16 protein-coding genes are annotated in these 15,703 nt (G+C 51.4%); 2 read left to right on the top strand and 14 right to left on the bottom strand.

The features are described 5' to 3' along the window. Positions 1-22: 22 nt before the first annotated feature. From FBF29_00445 to FBF29_00420, 6 genes are all read right to left on the bottom strand, one after another. Entirely contained in the window at positions 23-2,191 is a 2,169-nt protein-coding gene (locus FBF29_00445) for a ribonuclease J (protein QJU07183.1), read from the bottom strand. A 140-nt stretch (positions 2,192-2,331) separates the two neighbouring features. Beyond that, entirely contained in the window at positions 2,332-2,910 is a 579-nt protein-coding gene (locus FBF29_00440; protein QJU07182.1) for a uracil-DNA glycosylase, read from the bottom strand. A 63-nt stretch (positions 2,911-2,973) separates the two neighbouring features. Next, positions 2,974-3,852: a hypothetical protein gene (locus tag FBF29_00435; protein ID QJU07181.1), complete on the bottom strand. Its 879-nt coding sequence runs from the start codon at positions 3,850-3,852 to the stop codon at positions 2,974-2,976. 58 nt (positions 3,853-3,910) lie between these two features. Beyond that, entirely contained in the window at positions 3,911-6,028 is a 2,118-nt protein-coding gene (pnp, locus tag FBF29_00430; protein ID QJU07180.1) for a polyribonucleotide nucleotidyltransferase, read from the bottom strand. Between the two features lie 127 nt (positions 6,029-6,155). Further along, complete coding sequence (locus FBF29_00425; GenBank protein QJU07179.1) at positions 6,156-6,947, bottom strand: hypothetical protein; 792 nt, start codon at positions 6,945-6,947, stop codon at positions 6,156-6,158. Between the two features lie 9 nt (positions 6,948-6,956). Then, positions 6,957-7,553: a hypothetical protein gene (locus FBF29_00420; protein ID QJU07178.1), complete on the bottom strand. Its 597-nt coding sequence runs from the start codon at positions 7,551-7,553 to the stop codon at positions 6,957-6,959. Between the two features lie 122 nt (positions 7,554-7,675). Here FBF29_00420 and FBF29_00415 point away from each other — a divergent pair, with 122 nt between their 5' ends. Then, positions 7,676-8,269, top strand: coding sequence for a sortase (locus FBF29_00415; protein ID QJU07177.1), 594 nt, complete (start codon positions 7,676-7,678; stop codon positions 8,267-8,269). Positions 8,270-8,328: 59 nt separating this feature from the next. Here FBF29_00415 and rpsO read toward each other — a convergent pair whose 3' ends face one another. The 4 genes from rpsO to FBF29_00395 are packed head-to-tail and all read right to left on the bottom strand — an operon-like array spanning position 8,329 to position 11,589. Then, positions 8,329-8,595 carry a 30S ribosomal protein S15 gene (gene rpsO, locus FBF29_00410; protein ID QJU07176.1) on the bottom strand — a complete coding sequence of 89 codons (267 nt, stop codon included), beginning with the start codon at positions 8,593-8,595 and terminating at the stop codon, positions 8,329-8,331. Between the two features lie 52 nt (positions 8,596-8,647). Continuing rightward, positions 8,648-9,142 (bottom strand): prepilin-type N-terminal cleavage/methylation domain-containing protein, encoded by a 495-nt coding sequence (locus FBF29_00405; protein QJU07175.1) that lies wholly within the window; start codon positions 9,140-9,142, stop codon positions 8,648-8,650. Between the two features lie 17 nt (positions 9,143-9,159). Continuing rightward, on the bottom strand, positions 9,160-9,816 hold the full coding sequence (gene truB, locus FBF29_00400) for a tRNA pseudouridine(55) synthase TruB (GenBank protein ID QJU07174.1): 657 nt from the start codon (positions 9,814-9,816) through the stop codon (positions 9,160-9,162). 3 nt (positions 9,817-9,819) lie between these two features. Further along, positions 9,820-11,589 carry a hypothetical protein gene (locus FBF29_00395; GenBank protein ID QJU07173.1) on the bottom strand — a complete coding sequence of 590 codons (1,770 nt, stop codon included), beginning with the start codon at positions 11,587-11,589 and terminating at the stop codon, positions 9,820-9,822. A 170-nt stretch (positions 11,590-11,759) separates the two neighbouring features. Here FBF29_00395 and rpsT point away from each other — a divergent pair, with 170 nt between their 5' ends. Then, positions 11,760-12,128, top strand: coding sequence for a 30S ribosomal protein S20 (rpsT, locus tag FBF29_00390; protein QJU07172.1), 369 nt, complete (start codon positions 11,760-11,762; stop codon positions 12,126-12,128). A gap of 56 nt (positions 12,129-12,184) precedes the next feature. On the opposite strand, the gene FBF29_00385 is transcribed toward rpsT, so the two are convergent. From FBF29_00385 to FBF29_00370, 4 genes are read right to left on the bottom strand one after another with little or no spacing between them, the layout of a single operon-like run. After that, positions 12,185-13,096 carry a hypothetical protein gene (locus tag FBF29_00385; GenBank protein ID QJU07171.1) on the bottom strand — a complete coding sequence of 304 codons (912 nt, stop codon included), beginning with the start codon at positions 13,094-13,096 and terminating at the stop codon, positions 12,185-12,187. Between the two features lie 51 nt (positions 13,097-13,147). Then, positions 13,148-14,032 carry a hypothetical protein gene (locus FBF29_00380; protein QJU07170.1) on the bottom strand — a complete coding sequence of 295 codons (885 nt, stop codon included), beginning with the start codon at positions 14,030-14,032 and terminating at the stop codon, positions 13,148-13,150. 26 nt (positions 14,033-14,058) lie between these two features. After that, the gene (gene mutM / locus FBF29_00375; GenBank protein QJU07169.1) at positions 14,059-15,036 is read right to left on the bottom strand and encodes a bifunctional DNA-formamidopyrimidine glycosylase/DNA-(apurinic or apyrimidinic site) lyase; all 978 of its coding nucleotides are present in this window, start codon (positions 15,034-15,036) and stop codon (positions 14,059-14,061) included. A 9-nt stretch (positions 15,037-15,045) separates the two neighbouring features. Then, entirely contained in the window at positions 15,046-15,693 is a 648-nt protein-coding gene (locus FBF29_00370; protein QJU07168.1) for a hypothetical protein, read from the bottom strand. Positions 15,694-15,703: the final 10 nt, after the last annotated feature.

The following is a 15,703-nucleotide window of genomic DNA, read 5'->3' as shown; positions in this document are numbered from 1 at the left end:
TTACAACAAATAGCAAGCGTGGCTAGTACGCGCGCACTCGGCCGACCTCTCGAGCCTTGGTATCATTCGCCTCGGTGTCTGGCACCTGGCGGCGCGGGAAACGGCGGCGCGGCATAGTTGGCAGAGTCATTTTCGGTTCCGCCGCTGAAGCGATGGTAGGTTTTTTGCTGCGCACCGGTGTCTTTGCAGTAGAAGCATTCGAAGCAGTAGTCGGTTTTACCGTTTTCAAACCGCCGACTTCGTTAATTACCGGGATGACAATCGGCGTCCGGCGCGTCTGGTCGTACAGAATGTGCGTAACTTCGTCCTTAATCTCTTTTTTCACCACGTCAAGATCATACTTACCAGCAAAACTGCGCGCTGCCTTCTGCTTCAAGTACTGGCGAATCATATTCATCAATTCCTCGGAATCGCGTAGATAGATGAAACCGCGGGAAATAATGTCTGGGCTGGTTAGTAACCGTCCCGTGCCACGCTGTACCGTTAACACCACCACAAACATACCTTCCTGAGACATATGGATGCGGTCTTTTAACACCACCTCAGAAACGATAGCGCCCGTATCGTCATACATCACACCGCCAACTTGAATTCGACCGGCTTTCTTAGCCTGCCGTTCAATATCAATTTCAATAATGTCACCAGCGTCACACACAAAGATATTCTTCCTAGGAATACCGCACTCTTTTTCTGCCAGCCGAGCATTGTAAACCAACATGTGAAATTCGCCGTGAATTGGCATATAGTACGTTGGGTTCAGGGCGTTAATCAACTTAACGTGATCGTCGTAGTAACCATGACCCGACAAATGCAGCGGTCCAATCCCCGTCAAGTGTGTCTTGCCGTTCTGAATCACATCAGAACCTTCGCGCATCAAGCCATCAACTGTTCGCACCACGTTTTTCTCGTTGCCCGGAATTGGGTTAGAGCTAAACACCACCACGTCAGAGCCTTTAATCTTCATGTATTTATGCGCGCCAGTCGCCATGCGGCTCAACACGGCATTAAATTCACCCTGCGAACCAGTACAGACCACGGTGATTTGGTTATCCGGCAGCTTGATGATATCCTCCATCTTCATGACAGTGTCTTTCGGGATCTTGATAGTTCCCGAGCGCAGCGCCACTTCCAAGTTCTGAATCATTGAAAAGCCGGCAAATGCCACCTTGCGGCCGTGCTTGTGTGCTTCTTCCAAAATCAATTGCAAGCGGTGCACCTGTGATGAAAAACAGCTTAAAATCACCCGGCTGTTACTAAATTTATCCATCACCTGACCGATGGAATATTGAATATCAAACTCCGTGTGCGTGTGCGTCCCCTCTGATTCACAGTTGGTCGATTCATTCATAAACATCAACACGCCCTCTTTGGCGGCAATCTCTGTCATACGCTCAAGATCAAACTTCTGGCCGTCAACTGGACTTTCCTCAAATCGCCAGTCACCAGAGTCAATCACTACGCCCAGCGGCGTCCGAATGATCACCGCCGTCGAATCAGGGATGGAGTGGTTCACCCGCACCAATTCAACCGAAAAGTGCTTAGACACTTGAACAATTTCATGACTCAATGGATCCATCACTCGAAAGTCTGGCTGAAAATCGGTGTCCGCATCAGCCATCGACTTATCCAGCATGCCGATAGTAAATTTCGACGCATAGACCGGCGCTGGAATTCGGTGGATAAAGTGCCGGAAGGAACCGATGTGATCGAGGTGTCCGTGAGTGAACACGTGCGCCTTGATCTTGTGCTTATTTTCCTCGAGCCAGGTGATGTCTGGCGTAATGTAGTTGATACCTGGATAATCGCTGCCCGGAAACAGGAAACCCATGTCCACAATGATAATCTCATCGTCATACTCAATGGCGTTCATATTTTTACCGATGCCCATTTCGCCGACACCACCGATTGGGATAATCCTCAACTTTGGCTTGCCGCCGCGGACCCGTTTTGGCTGCATTTTGGCGCTAAATTGCTCACCGCCATAGCCGTTGTAAACTGATTTGTTGACCGGAATATCAATCACGTGCTGCGACGCCCTGAGGTTAACATTCTCGCTCGTCCGCCGCTGCGCCCGAAACACCTCGCCCTTGCGAGTGGTGGTGCTATTCATCACCGCCGTATTACTTTTTTTTGTAGCTGGTCGTTTTGACTGATCATCACCCTTCGGCGTTGCGAGTCGTCTTTGGCCCATGCGTATTGTTCTCCTTTTATAAAAATATACCTTGCAAAATTAGAATGACAGGCGATAGACACGGAGCAACGTACGACAAATCTATCCCCTAACAATTGCGTCCATTATAGCACGGGGCGCTAACTCTTGTCAAAAATAGCTCAGGCGCTCGCCTGGGCGGCCAATTGCGCCGCCCGCACAAAATCATCAATTAACGTCTGCCGTAATGCTCCATTATACAGCGCTGCTGCCGGATGATACAGCGGAATCACCAAGAACTTCAAACCGTTGAATTGTGCCCAGCGCGGATTACCATGATCACGCGAAATCGCCAAGTCGGGAATGAATGCCATGCCGCTATGCCGACCCAATGTGATGACTACCTTTGGCTGAATAATTTGCAATTGGCGCATCAAATACGGCCAAAAAGCGCGCTTCTCCTCCGGCAGCGGGTCACGATTGTTTGGCGGCCGATATTTAACGATATTGGTGATATAGACATCTTGACGACGTAACTGGGCTGCGGCTAACATCTCGTCAAGAAATGTACCAGCTGCCCCAACGAATGGTTTGCCCTGAAGGTCTTCGTTTTTTCCCGGCGCTTCACCGATAAATATAATGTCTGCGTCAGCTCGGCCATCACCCATCACCAGCTGCGTCGCCTGCAGCGCCAAGTCATGACAAATATCACCAGCGATAATCTCTGCCGCCAAAACCTCCAGTTGCGCCGCCTCATCCATATTTCTATTATACAAAACACCTCGTCACTATGCGAGGTGTTTTGCTTGCTGCCGAGGCGAAAATTACTTTTCAGCTTTTTCTTTCACTAGATTGATGAAGTCTTTTTCGTGCTTCTGCAAATTTGATTCTTGGATTTTCTTGGCAAAACTGGATAGCGGGTTTGATCTGCCTGACGACAGGCGCGGTGCCTGAACACTGTAATCTTTATTGGCGCGTGCTACAAAGAAATCACCTAACGCCTTGTAATACTCCTTCATCTGCTTACCAAAGTCCTGCACTTCTTTTTGCTCTGATTTGGTAATGTTATCGAGTAACTGATAGCAGCCGCTCATTTTTTCATCGTAGAGCTTCCTAACTTCATCTGCTGGCTTACCGATATAGCTAAAATAGCTCGGTGAACACTTCTTGGAGAAGTCTTTCATATCTCCTATCAGATTGGCGATGGCAAGCATATTTGGGCGCACCTTCTCATAGGCAGTCTTGTACTCGCCAAAGGATTTTTTGGTCTCCTCGTCGCGCATAATCTTCGATGAATCAAGCTTCTTCATCATCGAATCAGCACGTCCCACCGCCTCTTCAATCAGCTTCTTTGCGTTATCAGCATTCGACGACTTGAGTGCCGAGTTGAGGCTGTTACCGTCAAACTCCTTCAGTGTCTTAGCAGCTTCTTGGTAGTCGGCTTTTGATGGCCCACCAAGGAATATAACAGCCAGCACAATGCCAACCACGATAACTATCAAACCTATTGAACCGCCAATGATACCCCATAGCGCGCCCTTGCTCAACCCTTTCTTGGGCTGCATCGGTACACCTTGCTGCAGTGGCTGCTGTGGTTGCGGCACCGGTGGTACTGGCTGCGAGGGCGCCGGAGCAGTCTGCTCGGTCGCCACGGGCGATGTTGCTGTCGGTTGTGGTACGTTCTTATTATTTTTGTCGTCCATAATCCCCCTCAATTACTCTTACATTCTCATTGTATCGTATTTTGCTAAAAAGCAAAAGTTATAACCCGATCATCGTCAAGTTAATTTTACCGCGTTCATCGATACCGGTGATTTTCACGCGAACGGTTTGTCCTTCCTTGACCACATCAGTCACCTTAGCCACGCGGTGATCGGCCAGCTTCGAGATATGCACCATCCCGTCAACTCCCGGCAGAATATTCACGAACGCTCCGAAATCTTTGATACTGACCACCTTGCCTTCGTAAATTTTGCTAACCTCTGGCTCTTCGACCAGGCTTTTAATCCAGGCAAGTGCTTTCTCGATCGATGCACCGTCTGGACTGGCGATAGTAATCAAGCCGTCTTCCTTGATATCAACCTCAGCGCCAGTCTCGCTGGTAATTTTATTAATCACCTCGCCGCCCTTGCCGATGACCGCGCCGATTTTATCTGGATCAATTTTTAGCTTTTCAATCCGCGGCGCGTACGGGCTAAGTGTCTCCCGCGGCGCTGGCAGCACACTCAACATATGCTGCAAAATATGCGCCCGACCAGCCTTACTCTGTTCAATCGCTTGGCGCAGCACTGTCACCGACAAACCATGCACTTTCATATCCATCTGCAGCGCGGTGATGCCCTTGGCTGTACCAGTCACCTTGAAATCCATATCGCCGGCAAAATCCTCAGCATCGGCAATATCGCTCAGTACGTACGGCGTATCACCGTCCATCATCAGACCCATGGCAATGCCGCTAACCGGCGCCGAGAGAGGCACGCCAGCATCCATCAGCGCCAGACAGCTTGAACAGGTCGCTGCCATCGACGTCGAACCGTTCTGGCTCATGATTTCGGTGACACTACGGATGGCGTATGGGAAGTCTTCTTCACTCGGCAGCACCGGCGTCAAGGCGCGCTCCGCCAAATAGCCGTGGCCAATCTCGCGCCGGCCCGGACTGCCCATCCGCTTAACCTCGCCAACCGTATAGCCCGGCGCATTGTAATGATGCATATAGCGCCGCTCGCCGTCGTTAACCTCCATAGTATCAACCAGCTGCGCGTAACTCAGCGGCGCCAAAGTCACAATGTTCATACCCTGCGTCACGCCGCGGGTAAACAAGCTCGAACCGTGTGCTCGTGGCAACAAACCAACCTCTGAGCTGAGCGGGCGGATTTCCGTCAATTTACGACCGTCTGGACGCATATTATCCTCGACGATACCGCGGCGAACATCTTTATGCAACGCCAAGGTAAATGCTTCATCGTATTCGTCGCGCACTTCGTCGTACTCCTCAGCATTCAAACCCAACTTTTCGGCCATCGCTTCGTGGAATGCCCAGCGAATCTCGTTAACTACCTCGTTGCGCTCCGGGTACGGCCGGCGAATTTTCTCGCCTAATTTACCGTCAACCCATTCGTCAGCCGTCTGCTGGATAGCTTCGTCAGGTAAAACTAATTCATATTCCTGCACAGCTGGCGCCACTTTAGCTGCCAACTCTCGCTGCAAGTCAATCGCCGGCTGCATCATCTGGTGCGCCCAGGCCATCGCATCGACAATTACCTCTTCTGATACTTCCTTGGCACCAGCTTCCACCATGGTGATGCCGCTCTCGATGCCAGCCACCACCAGATCCAAATCAGATTGCTCACGCTCCTCCGGCGTCAAAAAGGCCTTAAACTCGCCATTCACGCGACCCACCCGCAGGCCCGCCACCGGCCCGTCAAACGGCGTCCCAGTGAGCATCAAGGCGCTCGACGCCGCAATCATCGCCACCACATCCGGACGGAAATCCGGATCCATACTTAAGACCGTCGCCACCACTTGCACTTCTTGGCGGTAGCCTTTCGGGAACAGCGGCCGAATCGGACGGTCGATCAACCGGCCGATCAGCACCGCCTCGTCACTCGGCCGGCCCTCGCGCTTGATAAACCGCGAGCCAGAAATTTTGCCTGCCGCATAAAATCGTTCTTCATAATCAATCGACAGCGGGAAATAATCCAGCTGCACCGGCTGGCTACCTACCTGGGCACTGCCCAGCACCACCGTATCGCCATAGCGCACCAGCACACTACCAGTCGTCCGAAAACCGACGCGGTTGACTTCCAGCGTCAACGGCCGCCCGCATAATTCAGTAGTAACCGAAAAAATCTCCTTACCACTTGGATTAATAATTGCCATAGATCCTCTCTTTCTCGCAAAGACAGTAACAGGTGTATGCATGCTGGTTTACTATCAACACACCACACATCCATCACCGTCTGCGGGTTATATTCGTGCTTTCTATTATATCACAGCGCCGCATGCTTTAGAGGAAGCCAGCCCGACCAAACGCATCCCGAACCGCAGCGAGCTGCTCACTTACTCGGTCCAAAACCTTTGGCGTTGGTAACAACACTTCCGGTGAGCTACCGCCAGCCGCACCAATGACTTGTTGTATCACATTAAAACTCTCCATTCCCGGCAGCATAGCAGTCCACTCATACGGCTGCTCACTAGTTGGCGCTGTCGGTTGCCTCTGAGATACTGGCACAAAGGATAGCATCAGCTCTTCCGGATCAATTTCATACAGTATATCCCGAAAGGCACGTTCTGTCGGTAACCCTCGCCTCGATACTCCCCAAACCGCCATCAGCTCAGCGATCTTAGCTTCGGGTTTGCCCGCCAACAGCTCAAACGCGACGGCTACGCGCACCCTACTATCATCACCCAAATCCGAAGAGACTCCCGTGCCTATCACTGCTCGCTCAGAATGACCGGCCTTACGCAGTAGCGCACTCCCCGTCATAAAACCGCGCTTACCTCCGCCTCGAGAGACAGATACCGATGCGGGTGGTGGTAATATCGGCGGCATTTCGCTCGTAAACACAGGCGCACCCTCAATACATCGCCGAAACATGTCACGGGCTTGACCATATATCTCATACGCCCTTTCAAGGTCAAGCTTCGAGGCATTCGTCTCTACCGATAGTATCCGTTGACTTTCATCGCCACGGTTCATAAGCAGCCCACCAGTCGTAGCCGCCACTGCTCCAGCCGCACCAAACAACAGACCGCGCCGACTTATCCTTGATGGCTCTGCATTTATGTTTCTTACCATACCGAACTCCTATTTGCACAAATACTCATGCGCACTTGAGCACTCAGCCTCAATAACATTTTGTTGAGTAACCGTATGTAGCGCCAGCTTATAGAGCATAAACATTGCCTCCTTAAGATCGGTAAGGTGCTCTTCACCAGCTGCTGACTCCAGGGTAGCAAGTTTGTGACTATCAATATTGGTATCCTCAAATAACATCCCAAACAGCCGCTGAACCGATGTGAGGAGCTCTCCTCCCGCCAGCTTCAACCGTTGTCGCGGTGGTTTGCTTAGCACAACCGAGCCCAACAGCTCGTCCTTCTCAAACATTTCATCAGGAAAGAAGTACTGCCAAAAATTATTGACAAATAGTTTTTCGGATGTATCAGAGCCGTCTTGCGACGGATCCATACCGTTTTTCCAAAAGTCATCCGCATTCGTAAACCTTGGGCTATGGTCATCAGCACTTGGCTCTTCCAACTTCTCGAGATGCAGCGGGCCATCACTTAATCGTCCCCCATCCGGACCAATCTGCTTCTTAACAGCAGCCACAACTTCACTGACTCTTGCCGCTTGCTTAGCCACATCTGGCGGTAATTTATCAGCCTGCGGTGCATATTCACTCATAATCTGTAATTTAGCATAAAAACTATAAAAAGTCAAACAGCACCCCAAAAAACAGATCGGCTCATCCCAATAAAACAACGGCTCATGCTGCTAGGCTGACCCGCCCATGCTACAATTAACAAGTGAAGCAGACAACCCACGTCAAAAACCGCCGCCGATGGCTCAGTATGAGTCTGGCTATCATCATGCTCGCTGGCGGCGGCTACACGCTCATCACGGCGTTTAGTCCATTCTTTCGCGCTCAGCTCATTGATCCAACGCATAACGAAACCACCCAGCTTCTCGCCGTTACGCCAGAAACCAAGATCACCGAGGACCGCCTCTATATTCCCAAAATTGACATTAACGTGCCGTACGCTACTGGCGGCGCCGAGACTATGGAGCGGGGTGCGTGGTGGCGTCGGCCAGAGAATGGCAATCCAGTCGACGGCGGCAACTTCGTCTTGTCGGCCCATCGATTTATCATGGGCTTGACGCCGCAGCAAACTATCCAAAAATCACCATTCTACAATATTGATAAACTACGCATTGGCGATGAAATAATCATTGACTACCGTGGCAGGCGCTATACCTACGTCATATCTCAGTTATTTGACATCAAGCCGGATGCCGTTCACATCGAAAACCGAACCAACAAGCCACAGCTTACCCTCTATTCATGCACCCTCGGCGGCGCGGCTGACGGCCGGACAGTTTTTGTAGCTACGCCACGTTAAATCAAAATACCCACCTCGTGATATATCAAGGTGGATATCCGTACAACTACCCGGCGCGACTATTTACGCAGACCCAGGGCAGCCACAACCGCTTTATAACTCTCAAAATCAGTTCGCTCCAGGTATCTGAGCAGGCGCTTACGCTTGCCAACCATCTGGATTAAGCCACGGCGTGCCATGAAGTCGTGCTTATTCGCCTTCAGGTGCTTGGTGACCTCTTTGATACGAGCCGTCAAGATCGACACCTGCGCCTGCGGGCTGCCAACGTCGTCCTTATTGACCTGAGTCAAAGCAATTGCTTTCGCTTTATCGTCTTTGCTAATCATAGCCTCGTCATTATACCAATGCTACGCTAAAAACGCAAATCAGCTGCATTTGCTAAAATGTCTGCACGTAATTATACGCTGGCTTGCCGGTGGTCGGCACGGCTGCGCCCGGAATGTTACAGGTCGCCTTGACCGCATTAACCTGGGCCGACTCCTGCGGCTTGGCAGAATTAAGGGCCGCAAATACCGCGATACCTGTCACCTTGCCGGAGGTATCTTTGCACGGATACCAAACAAAAATATCGTTTGGATTTGACGCGTTCTTGCTGCTGACACCCTCGCGATACCCCGGCTGGATATACTGTGGTACAAGTGAGTCAACGCTATTAGCGTTGTTGAACGTCCCCTGTCCTGACGGCAGCGTTCGTTTCTGTGTGTCATATATCTGCAACGCGTCCCCAGCGATCTTGACGATGGAACGGATCTTGGTATCAGTAGCGTCCTGGCGCACGCCCGAATACGCCACAATACCGATGGCCGCTAAAATTGCAATTACGACCATCACAATTAATAGTTCAACGATTGTAAAACCTGTCTGCCTACCCATGCTCTGATAATAGCACTTCAAGACGAAATCCCAAAATCCGCTAATGGTTTTGCCTGAGCGACGTCATATTCAGCGATAGCCTGGCGGCGTAGCTGGCGGCAGTAGGCCCCTGTTCCTAGCTTCTGACCAATATCAACCGCTAAGCTCCGAATATACGTACCACTCGAAACATACGCTCGAATCACCAAACGAGGATACTCATAGGCGACAAGCTCCAGGGCATAGATCAACACGATGCGCTCTGGCATATCGACCGGCTGACCCTGACGTGCCAGCTGATAGGCCCGACGGCCATTGATCTTGATAGCGCTAAATATCGGTGGGCGCTGTTTAATTTCACCCTCAAACGTACCGAGTACCGCTTCAACCTCACTGCGAGGCGGCTGCCGCTCCGACACGCGAGTCAGTTCACCCTCAGGATCACCGGTCGTCGATATCTCGCCAAGTATCAGCTCCGCTTCATACCACTTATCAAGCTTCGTAAAGGTATCAGCCTCACGGCACTTCTTGCCCGTCACGATAATCATCAGTCCCGTAGCGAACGGATCAAGCGTACCAGTATGGCCAACTTTCACTTTTTTGCCCGCCGCCTGACTGAGCACCCGCCGCAACCGCGCTACTACTCCAAAACTCGTCATGCCAGCTGGCTTATCAATGAGCAGCACCTCATCCATGGACTATTTTTGCCCCGGGATCTGGAACTGGGACGGATTAAAGGTGCGCGGCGGCGCCGGGGCGGATGGCACTGAAGGCGATGTGTTCAACGCTGGCAGTCCACCATCGGCAGCACCGACCGGAGCTGGTGGCAGCGGTGGTAAACCTGATCCTGAGAAGTCAGAGAAATCAGGCAGCGGTGGCAAGCCATGCATCACATTAGACTCAATATCAGCGAGCGTAGCCGGAGCAGACGACACTGTCGGTAGCGGCGAAGATGAAACTACCGGAGCAGGCGAAGCCGCGGGTTTAAGCGGCGGTGCAGCAGCCAGCGCCTCGGTAATTGCCGCGCGGGCGTCGCGCTCAGAATCTGGCAGCGATGGCGGCGCGGTAGATTGAGTCTGCTTGTCAGCCAGCGCCTGCGTCTCCTCTTTTAGCGCGGCAATGACCGCTTCGTCTTTATTGGTGGTCGCAAACGGGTCAACGCTCGGCGGTTCATCAGACTTCCCCATGGCGGCATTCAACGGCGATTCGCCGAGGGCCGGCCGCGACGCACCAACATAGGTACCGTGATGCAAGATAGTCTTGTTTTGATCAGTGTCAAGATCGCGGCGCTTATCCTCAGCCGCCCGCTCCGTCGTTGCGTTCAACGTTCCACCCAGGAGTGGTGTAGCCGTTTCTGGCTCAGCCGACACTGACGCACTGATTGGTTGCGATGTCGATGTCGCACTGCTCCGCCCGCTCGTCACTGACGCCGCCCGAAGGCGATCAAGCTGCGCCGTGGCCGCGCGGGCCGCTGCATCCTGCTCTTCGGCCCGAGTCTGCTTGGCCACATCATCAAGGCTACCCCGCCGCTCGTGGCTAATCGACAACGCGCCATCATCTCTTTTTGACTCAGCTGGCTTCGAGCGTTTTCCCCGTTCAACCTTAAAATTAGCACCATCCTGGCCGTCATTATCCTGCGTCTCATCATCAGCTGCATCGGCCGCCTGCTTTGATTGCTCTGGCTCTGAGTGCTCCTCGGCTTTAATCGCCTGCCCCTCAGCCAACTTGGTAGCAATCAATTGCTGGTTCGCGCCAACCGCCATCAGCTCTGCCGCCAACGTCATCACCCGCGACGAGGTTAGGTTATTACTGAACCGCTCCGTCGCCGCCACAACACCGGTCAGCAGTGCTGTTGCGATCTGCTCATCCATGGTCACTTTCGGTGTTCGTAACTCATCAATCAGGTCAACCAGCATCTCGCTCACGCCTGATGCCTTATCATCATGCCAATCAACCGTCCCGAGACTACTCCTCACCATACCAGCAGTCACCGTCGACACCACTGCATCATGCAAAATCTTGCCATGGGCCGTCAACGCCTTGTCGAGATGATCCTGACTCTCAACATTCAACGCAAGCACCAATTCAATGTTATAATCGCCCTGCGAAAACTCTAAATCAGCCTCGGTAATTGTCGCCCGGTACGGCGTGATAAAAATCTTCACCGCATCATCAACCACCTTGTAGCGCAGATGATCGGCCTTTTCCTTATCGAGCGCGATGATAAAATCACGCAGGCTGTCCGCTGTAGCTTCAAACGTCTCATCCGGCTCGAGGAACGAAATCGCCGGCGGAACTTTGCCACTAAAAACAGCCGTGGCGTGCTTGCCCAGTTTATTCAGGAAAATTGTTAGCCCCAGCGCTGCCGATAGCTCGTCCACCGATGGATCAGCGCTCACCGTCACCAAGATATTAGTCACATCTTTGATGCTCTGAATAATCTGCTGCTTTTGTGACTGGCTCGCCATTGTTGTGTCCCTGTTTATTTTTGTTTATACCTTTGAGTCACATTATACATAAGCATTTCAGGAAAGTCAATAGATTATCGTCAATGCGAGCCACTCTTTACTTTTATTGGGTTTTTCTGTATAATCCATCCTTGATTAGCGAAACAAATTTATAGAGGTAAAGGAAATCTATGCCAATCATCAAATCCGCCATCAAACGGGCCAAACAAACTCTAAAGCGCCGCGAGCGCAATATCGGTATCAAGCGCGACATCAAGTCAGCCGTCAAGGCCTTTATGGCCGAGCCAAGCGCCGCAACACTAGCTGCTGCTCACAGTGAGCTTGACACTGCTGTTAAGAAGAACCTGCTGAAGAAAAACACTGCCGCTCGGCGCAAGAGTACCCTCTCAGCTATCGCGAAAAAAGCCGGTGTTAAGCTTGAAGTAACCAAAAAACCAGCTGCCAAAACCCCAGCAAAGACAGCGGCAAAAACCACTGCCAAGTCAACCGCTACCAAAAAATCAGCTGCAAAAAAGCCAGCTGCCAAAGAGGCTAATTAGCCATTCACGATTGCATCAACAATACTCCCGTCGGTTGGCGGGAGTATTTTACTATGTTATGTTATATGTCTAGCAGTATCAACCAGCGCCACCTCAACCAATAGCCACGGCGACACGCGGGTCGTTTTCATCTGTTCATCAGCCTGCGCTAAGGCAGAGTTAATTACCGCAAGTTGCGCCGGTGTCGTCCGCCTTGCATACGGCGCTACCTTTCGCAGTGCATACGGATGGGCTGCAAAATCACGAGCCACCGCCCCCGTGTCACCGCCAGATAGCACCAGCGCGTTCAGCTGCACCAACTGTGAGACCAATAGCCCCAGCGTCTGGTACGCCCCATCATCACCGTTCTCCGCCTCGAGATAGGCAATGATCGCGCGCACTTTCCCCCAGTCGTCATCCAGCATTGCCGCAAACAACTCAAACGCACTTTCAGCCGGAGCTAGCGGCACCAGTGCATTAATTAACTCATCATTCAGTTCGCCAGCCAGGGCCAACTGCTGCAACACCAGGTCAAGCCGTAGCTGATCAAACCCCAACCGATCAATCAGTGCCGTCGCCTGCGCCGCTGTCAATACTGCCCCATGCACCTTGGCTCGCTCAACACACCACGTGCTCAGCTGCGGCTTTTGGCGTTCAGTGAAATAAGCGTATTCCCTTACCTCGGCATGACTTTTCAGCCACTTATACGTTTTTGTACGCTTATCAAGCTTCGTCTCCAGAAGGACAACCGTGGTCGCCGTATCACCAAGCAACTCCGGCAAATCACGCCATAGCGCCGTATTCTGACTCGCATCAGTAATGATCACCGCCTGCTCTAGCATGAACAGGCTCTGCCCCATCACCACTTCACAGATCTCGGCGGCCGTCAGTTCTTCACCGTCGCGCCGTACTACCTCCATATCACCAACCAGCGCCGCAAGCGCTGCCCGTTTTTCAAATTCGTTGTCGCCATAAAAGAGATAGATCACGACTTAATTATAGCAAATACCCCCCTAGGTAATAGCTTTTGGTATACTGATTTATTCTTCCGCTTTAGGCGGCTTTTGCATAATCTCTTTATATGCAGCTATCAACGTAGTTATTTGCTCATTAGATAAACCATTACGCTGCAATTTCTCTATGCAGTATGCGTATTCCCCGCCACTAGCCTGATCAGTCATCTCTTTCATAGCAAGGCCAGCAATATCATACGCTACCAATGCTGTTTGCACCGCAGAAAGCCCACCGCCAGTTTCCATAAATATGCGGTCATAAAACTCACGAGATTTCTCATATGGATCGCCTGTTTTATTAGCAGCAGCCTGAGCATCCATTACCCGCTCCACCTGTTCTGGTGAAACATCCTCACCACCAAGTGCTTCATTGAGAAAACCAAACCAAGGCGAGTGGGACGTCTCATCAAGCACCAGCAGATGGTCTGCGATCATGTCTGTTTTATCGGTGCCATCCATCACGCGTTGAGAATCCAGCTCAGGTGACGCACACATTATCACAAATATTTCACCCGCAATACGCTTTGCAAGGTAAACCCGTAGCTGAAAATCAATCGCCGCAGCCAGTGCTAACTTATCACCTCGACACTCATTAAGAGCTGAAATATCTAGCTTGCTAAAATCACCGTTTTCTACATCTTGTCGGTAGACCTCAAAGACAGCATCCTCTCTTTTGGACGACTCTTCATCACTCAATCCCAGCTGATAAATTGTGTTCACGCCATGCTTCTCTAGCATGTTATTGATCCAAAAAGCAACATTATCTCTAACCTCAGAAGCATGCTCTGCTTTCTCTACTAGGGCCTCCAGTTCAGCATCCACGTCATCTGGATCACCCAATATCTCCGACCGCTCCCAATCCGACTCTTTACCAAATTGACCATTGCGTGGTGGTTGATCTATTCCTGCCATATTCCTGTAATATACACTATAAATAACTATTTGTCAAATACTGGTGGCTTCTGGCACACTGGACACACATGCGTACCACGACCGCCGACTTTTAGCTTAATGACCTCTTGGTCGGGGTGACGATGACAGGCCTGACCTTCGCGGCGAAATACACGAGCAAATGTCAGATAATTGCCTTTCCGGCCCTCAGCATCAACATAATTTTTATCCGTCGAGCCGCCCTGATCAATACTTAACTGCAAAATTTGCCGCAGCTCATTAAATAATGTATTCAGCTGCTGATCGCTAACGTTTTTTACCCGCGTTTGCGGATGAAGACGTGCCGCCCACAACGCCTCGTCAGCATAAATATTACCAACCCCGGCGATCACCGCCTGGTCAAGAAACGCCGGCTTGATCATCGAATTTTGGCGGCGGCGAATCCGTTGGATAAAGTCCTCGGCGCGTGTATTGGGATCAAGCGGTTCTGGGCCAACTTTTTGCATGAACGGTAAATTTTTCACTTCATCAGTCGGTAATAATTTCATCCAGCCAAATTTGCGCTGATCGTTAAAAAACAGCCGCGACCCGTCCACAAAATCAATCTGCACCCGCGTCGACCGGTCCGGCAGCTCGCCGATTAAGCTGTCGTTTGGATGCCCGCCAGCGAAGTCGTCGATCTCGCGAGCGGTATCCGCAGAAAAATCTTGGGCAACGTTACGTGGGCCCCGAGATTTTTTTGGGGATACCCGAGCGCCATGGCTAGAACCTTGGCGAAAAACTAGCTGCCCCGTCATCTTCAAATGCACCACCAATGTATAACGAGTATCCAGATCAATCATCAGCACCTTTGCCCGCCGCCGCACCGCCGTCACCCGCGCGCCGTACAAAAATTGTTCAACGTCAGCCGGCGCATTCGGAAAACTCTTCGGCGAGTCAAACACTGCCACTCGCGCCACCACTCGGCCCGGCAACAGCTCCGCCAACCCGCGGCGAACCGTCTCGACTTCGGGAAGTTCCGGCATAGGACGCTCCTAAAACTTAAACAGCGTATCCCGCTGGTACAGCCCGATAGAGGTGGCCATTTTGCTACCGTCAGGGATTTGCTTGATAAACATATCGACAATTTCCTCGACATTAGCAACCGCCGAGCCCTTGGAGCCGCCACAATCTGACGTCCATAGTGCCTTGATCGCTGTTCCATTCATCAACAATTCAAATTTATACACCTTGCCGGTCGCACAAATACCGCGCAGGTCATTTTGCTCATCGCTCAGCTGCCGGCCCTCCATCATCTTGCGCTTGTCCAGTGCGTACACCAACTCTTCATAGGCCTTGGCGTTATTATTCAGCTGCTTGGTGTTCAGCTGCTTCTCAATATACCCCTCATACGTCGTCATCACCCGCGACGACGGCGCAATAGTTATTTGATACGAACGGAATTTTTCATTAGCGACAATCGGGCCACGCACTGTCAGCCTGACCGATCGACCTTCGTCGGTTTGTAGTAAGTCGCTTTTTTTCTGCTCAGTTGTTTCTGGCTGCTGTTTTTGCTCATTGCCACCAAATATCGACCGGCTGATGCTGATAATCGCGACGATGGTCACGATGGTGATAATAATAACGAGCAAAATTGGCACAAACCGGGAAAAAGAATTAAACGAATTATACGTACGCCTCATGGGTTGATTA

The sequence above is a fragment of the Candidatus Saccharibacteria bacterium oral taxon 488 genome (assembly GCA_013099015.1).
In the GTDB taxonomy this organism is placed as follows: Bacteria; Patescibacteriota; Saccharimonadia; order Saccharimonadales; family Saccharimonadaceae; genus Nanosynbacter.
The sequence above is the reverse complement of the archived record's forward strand: the minus strand, read 5'-3'. Positions and strand labels throughout refer to the sequence as shown.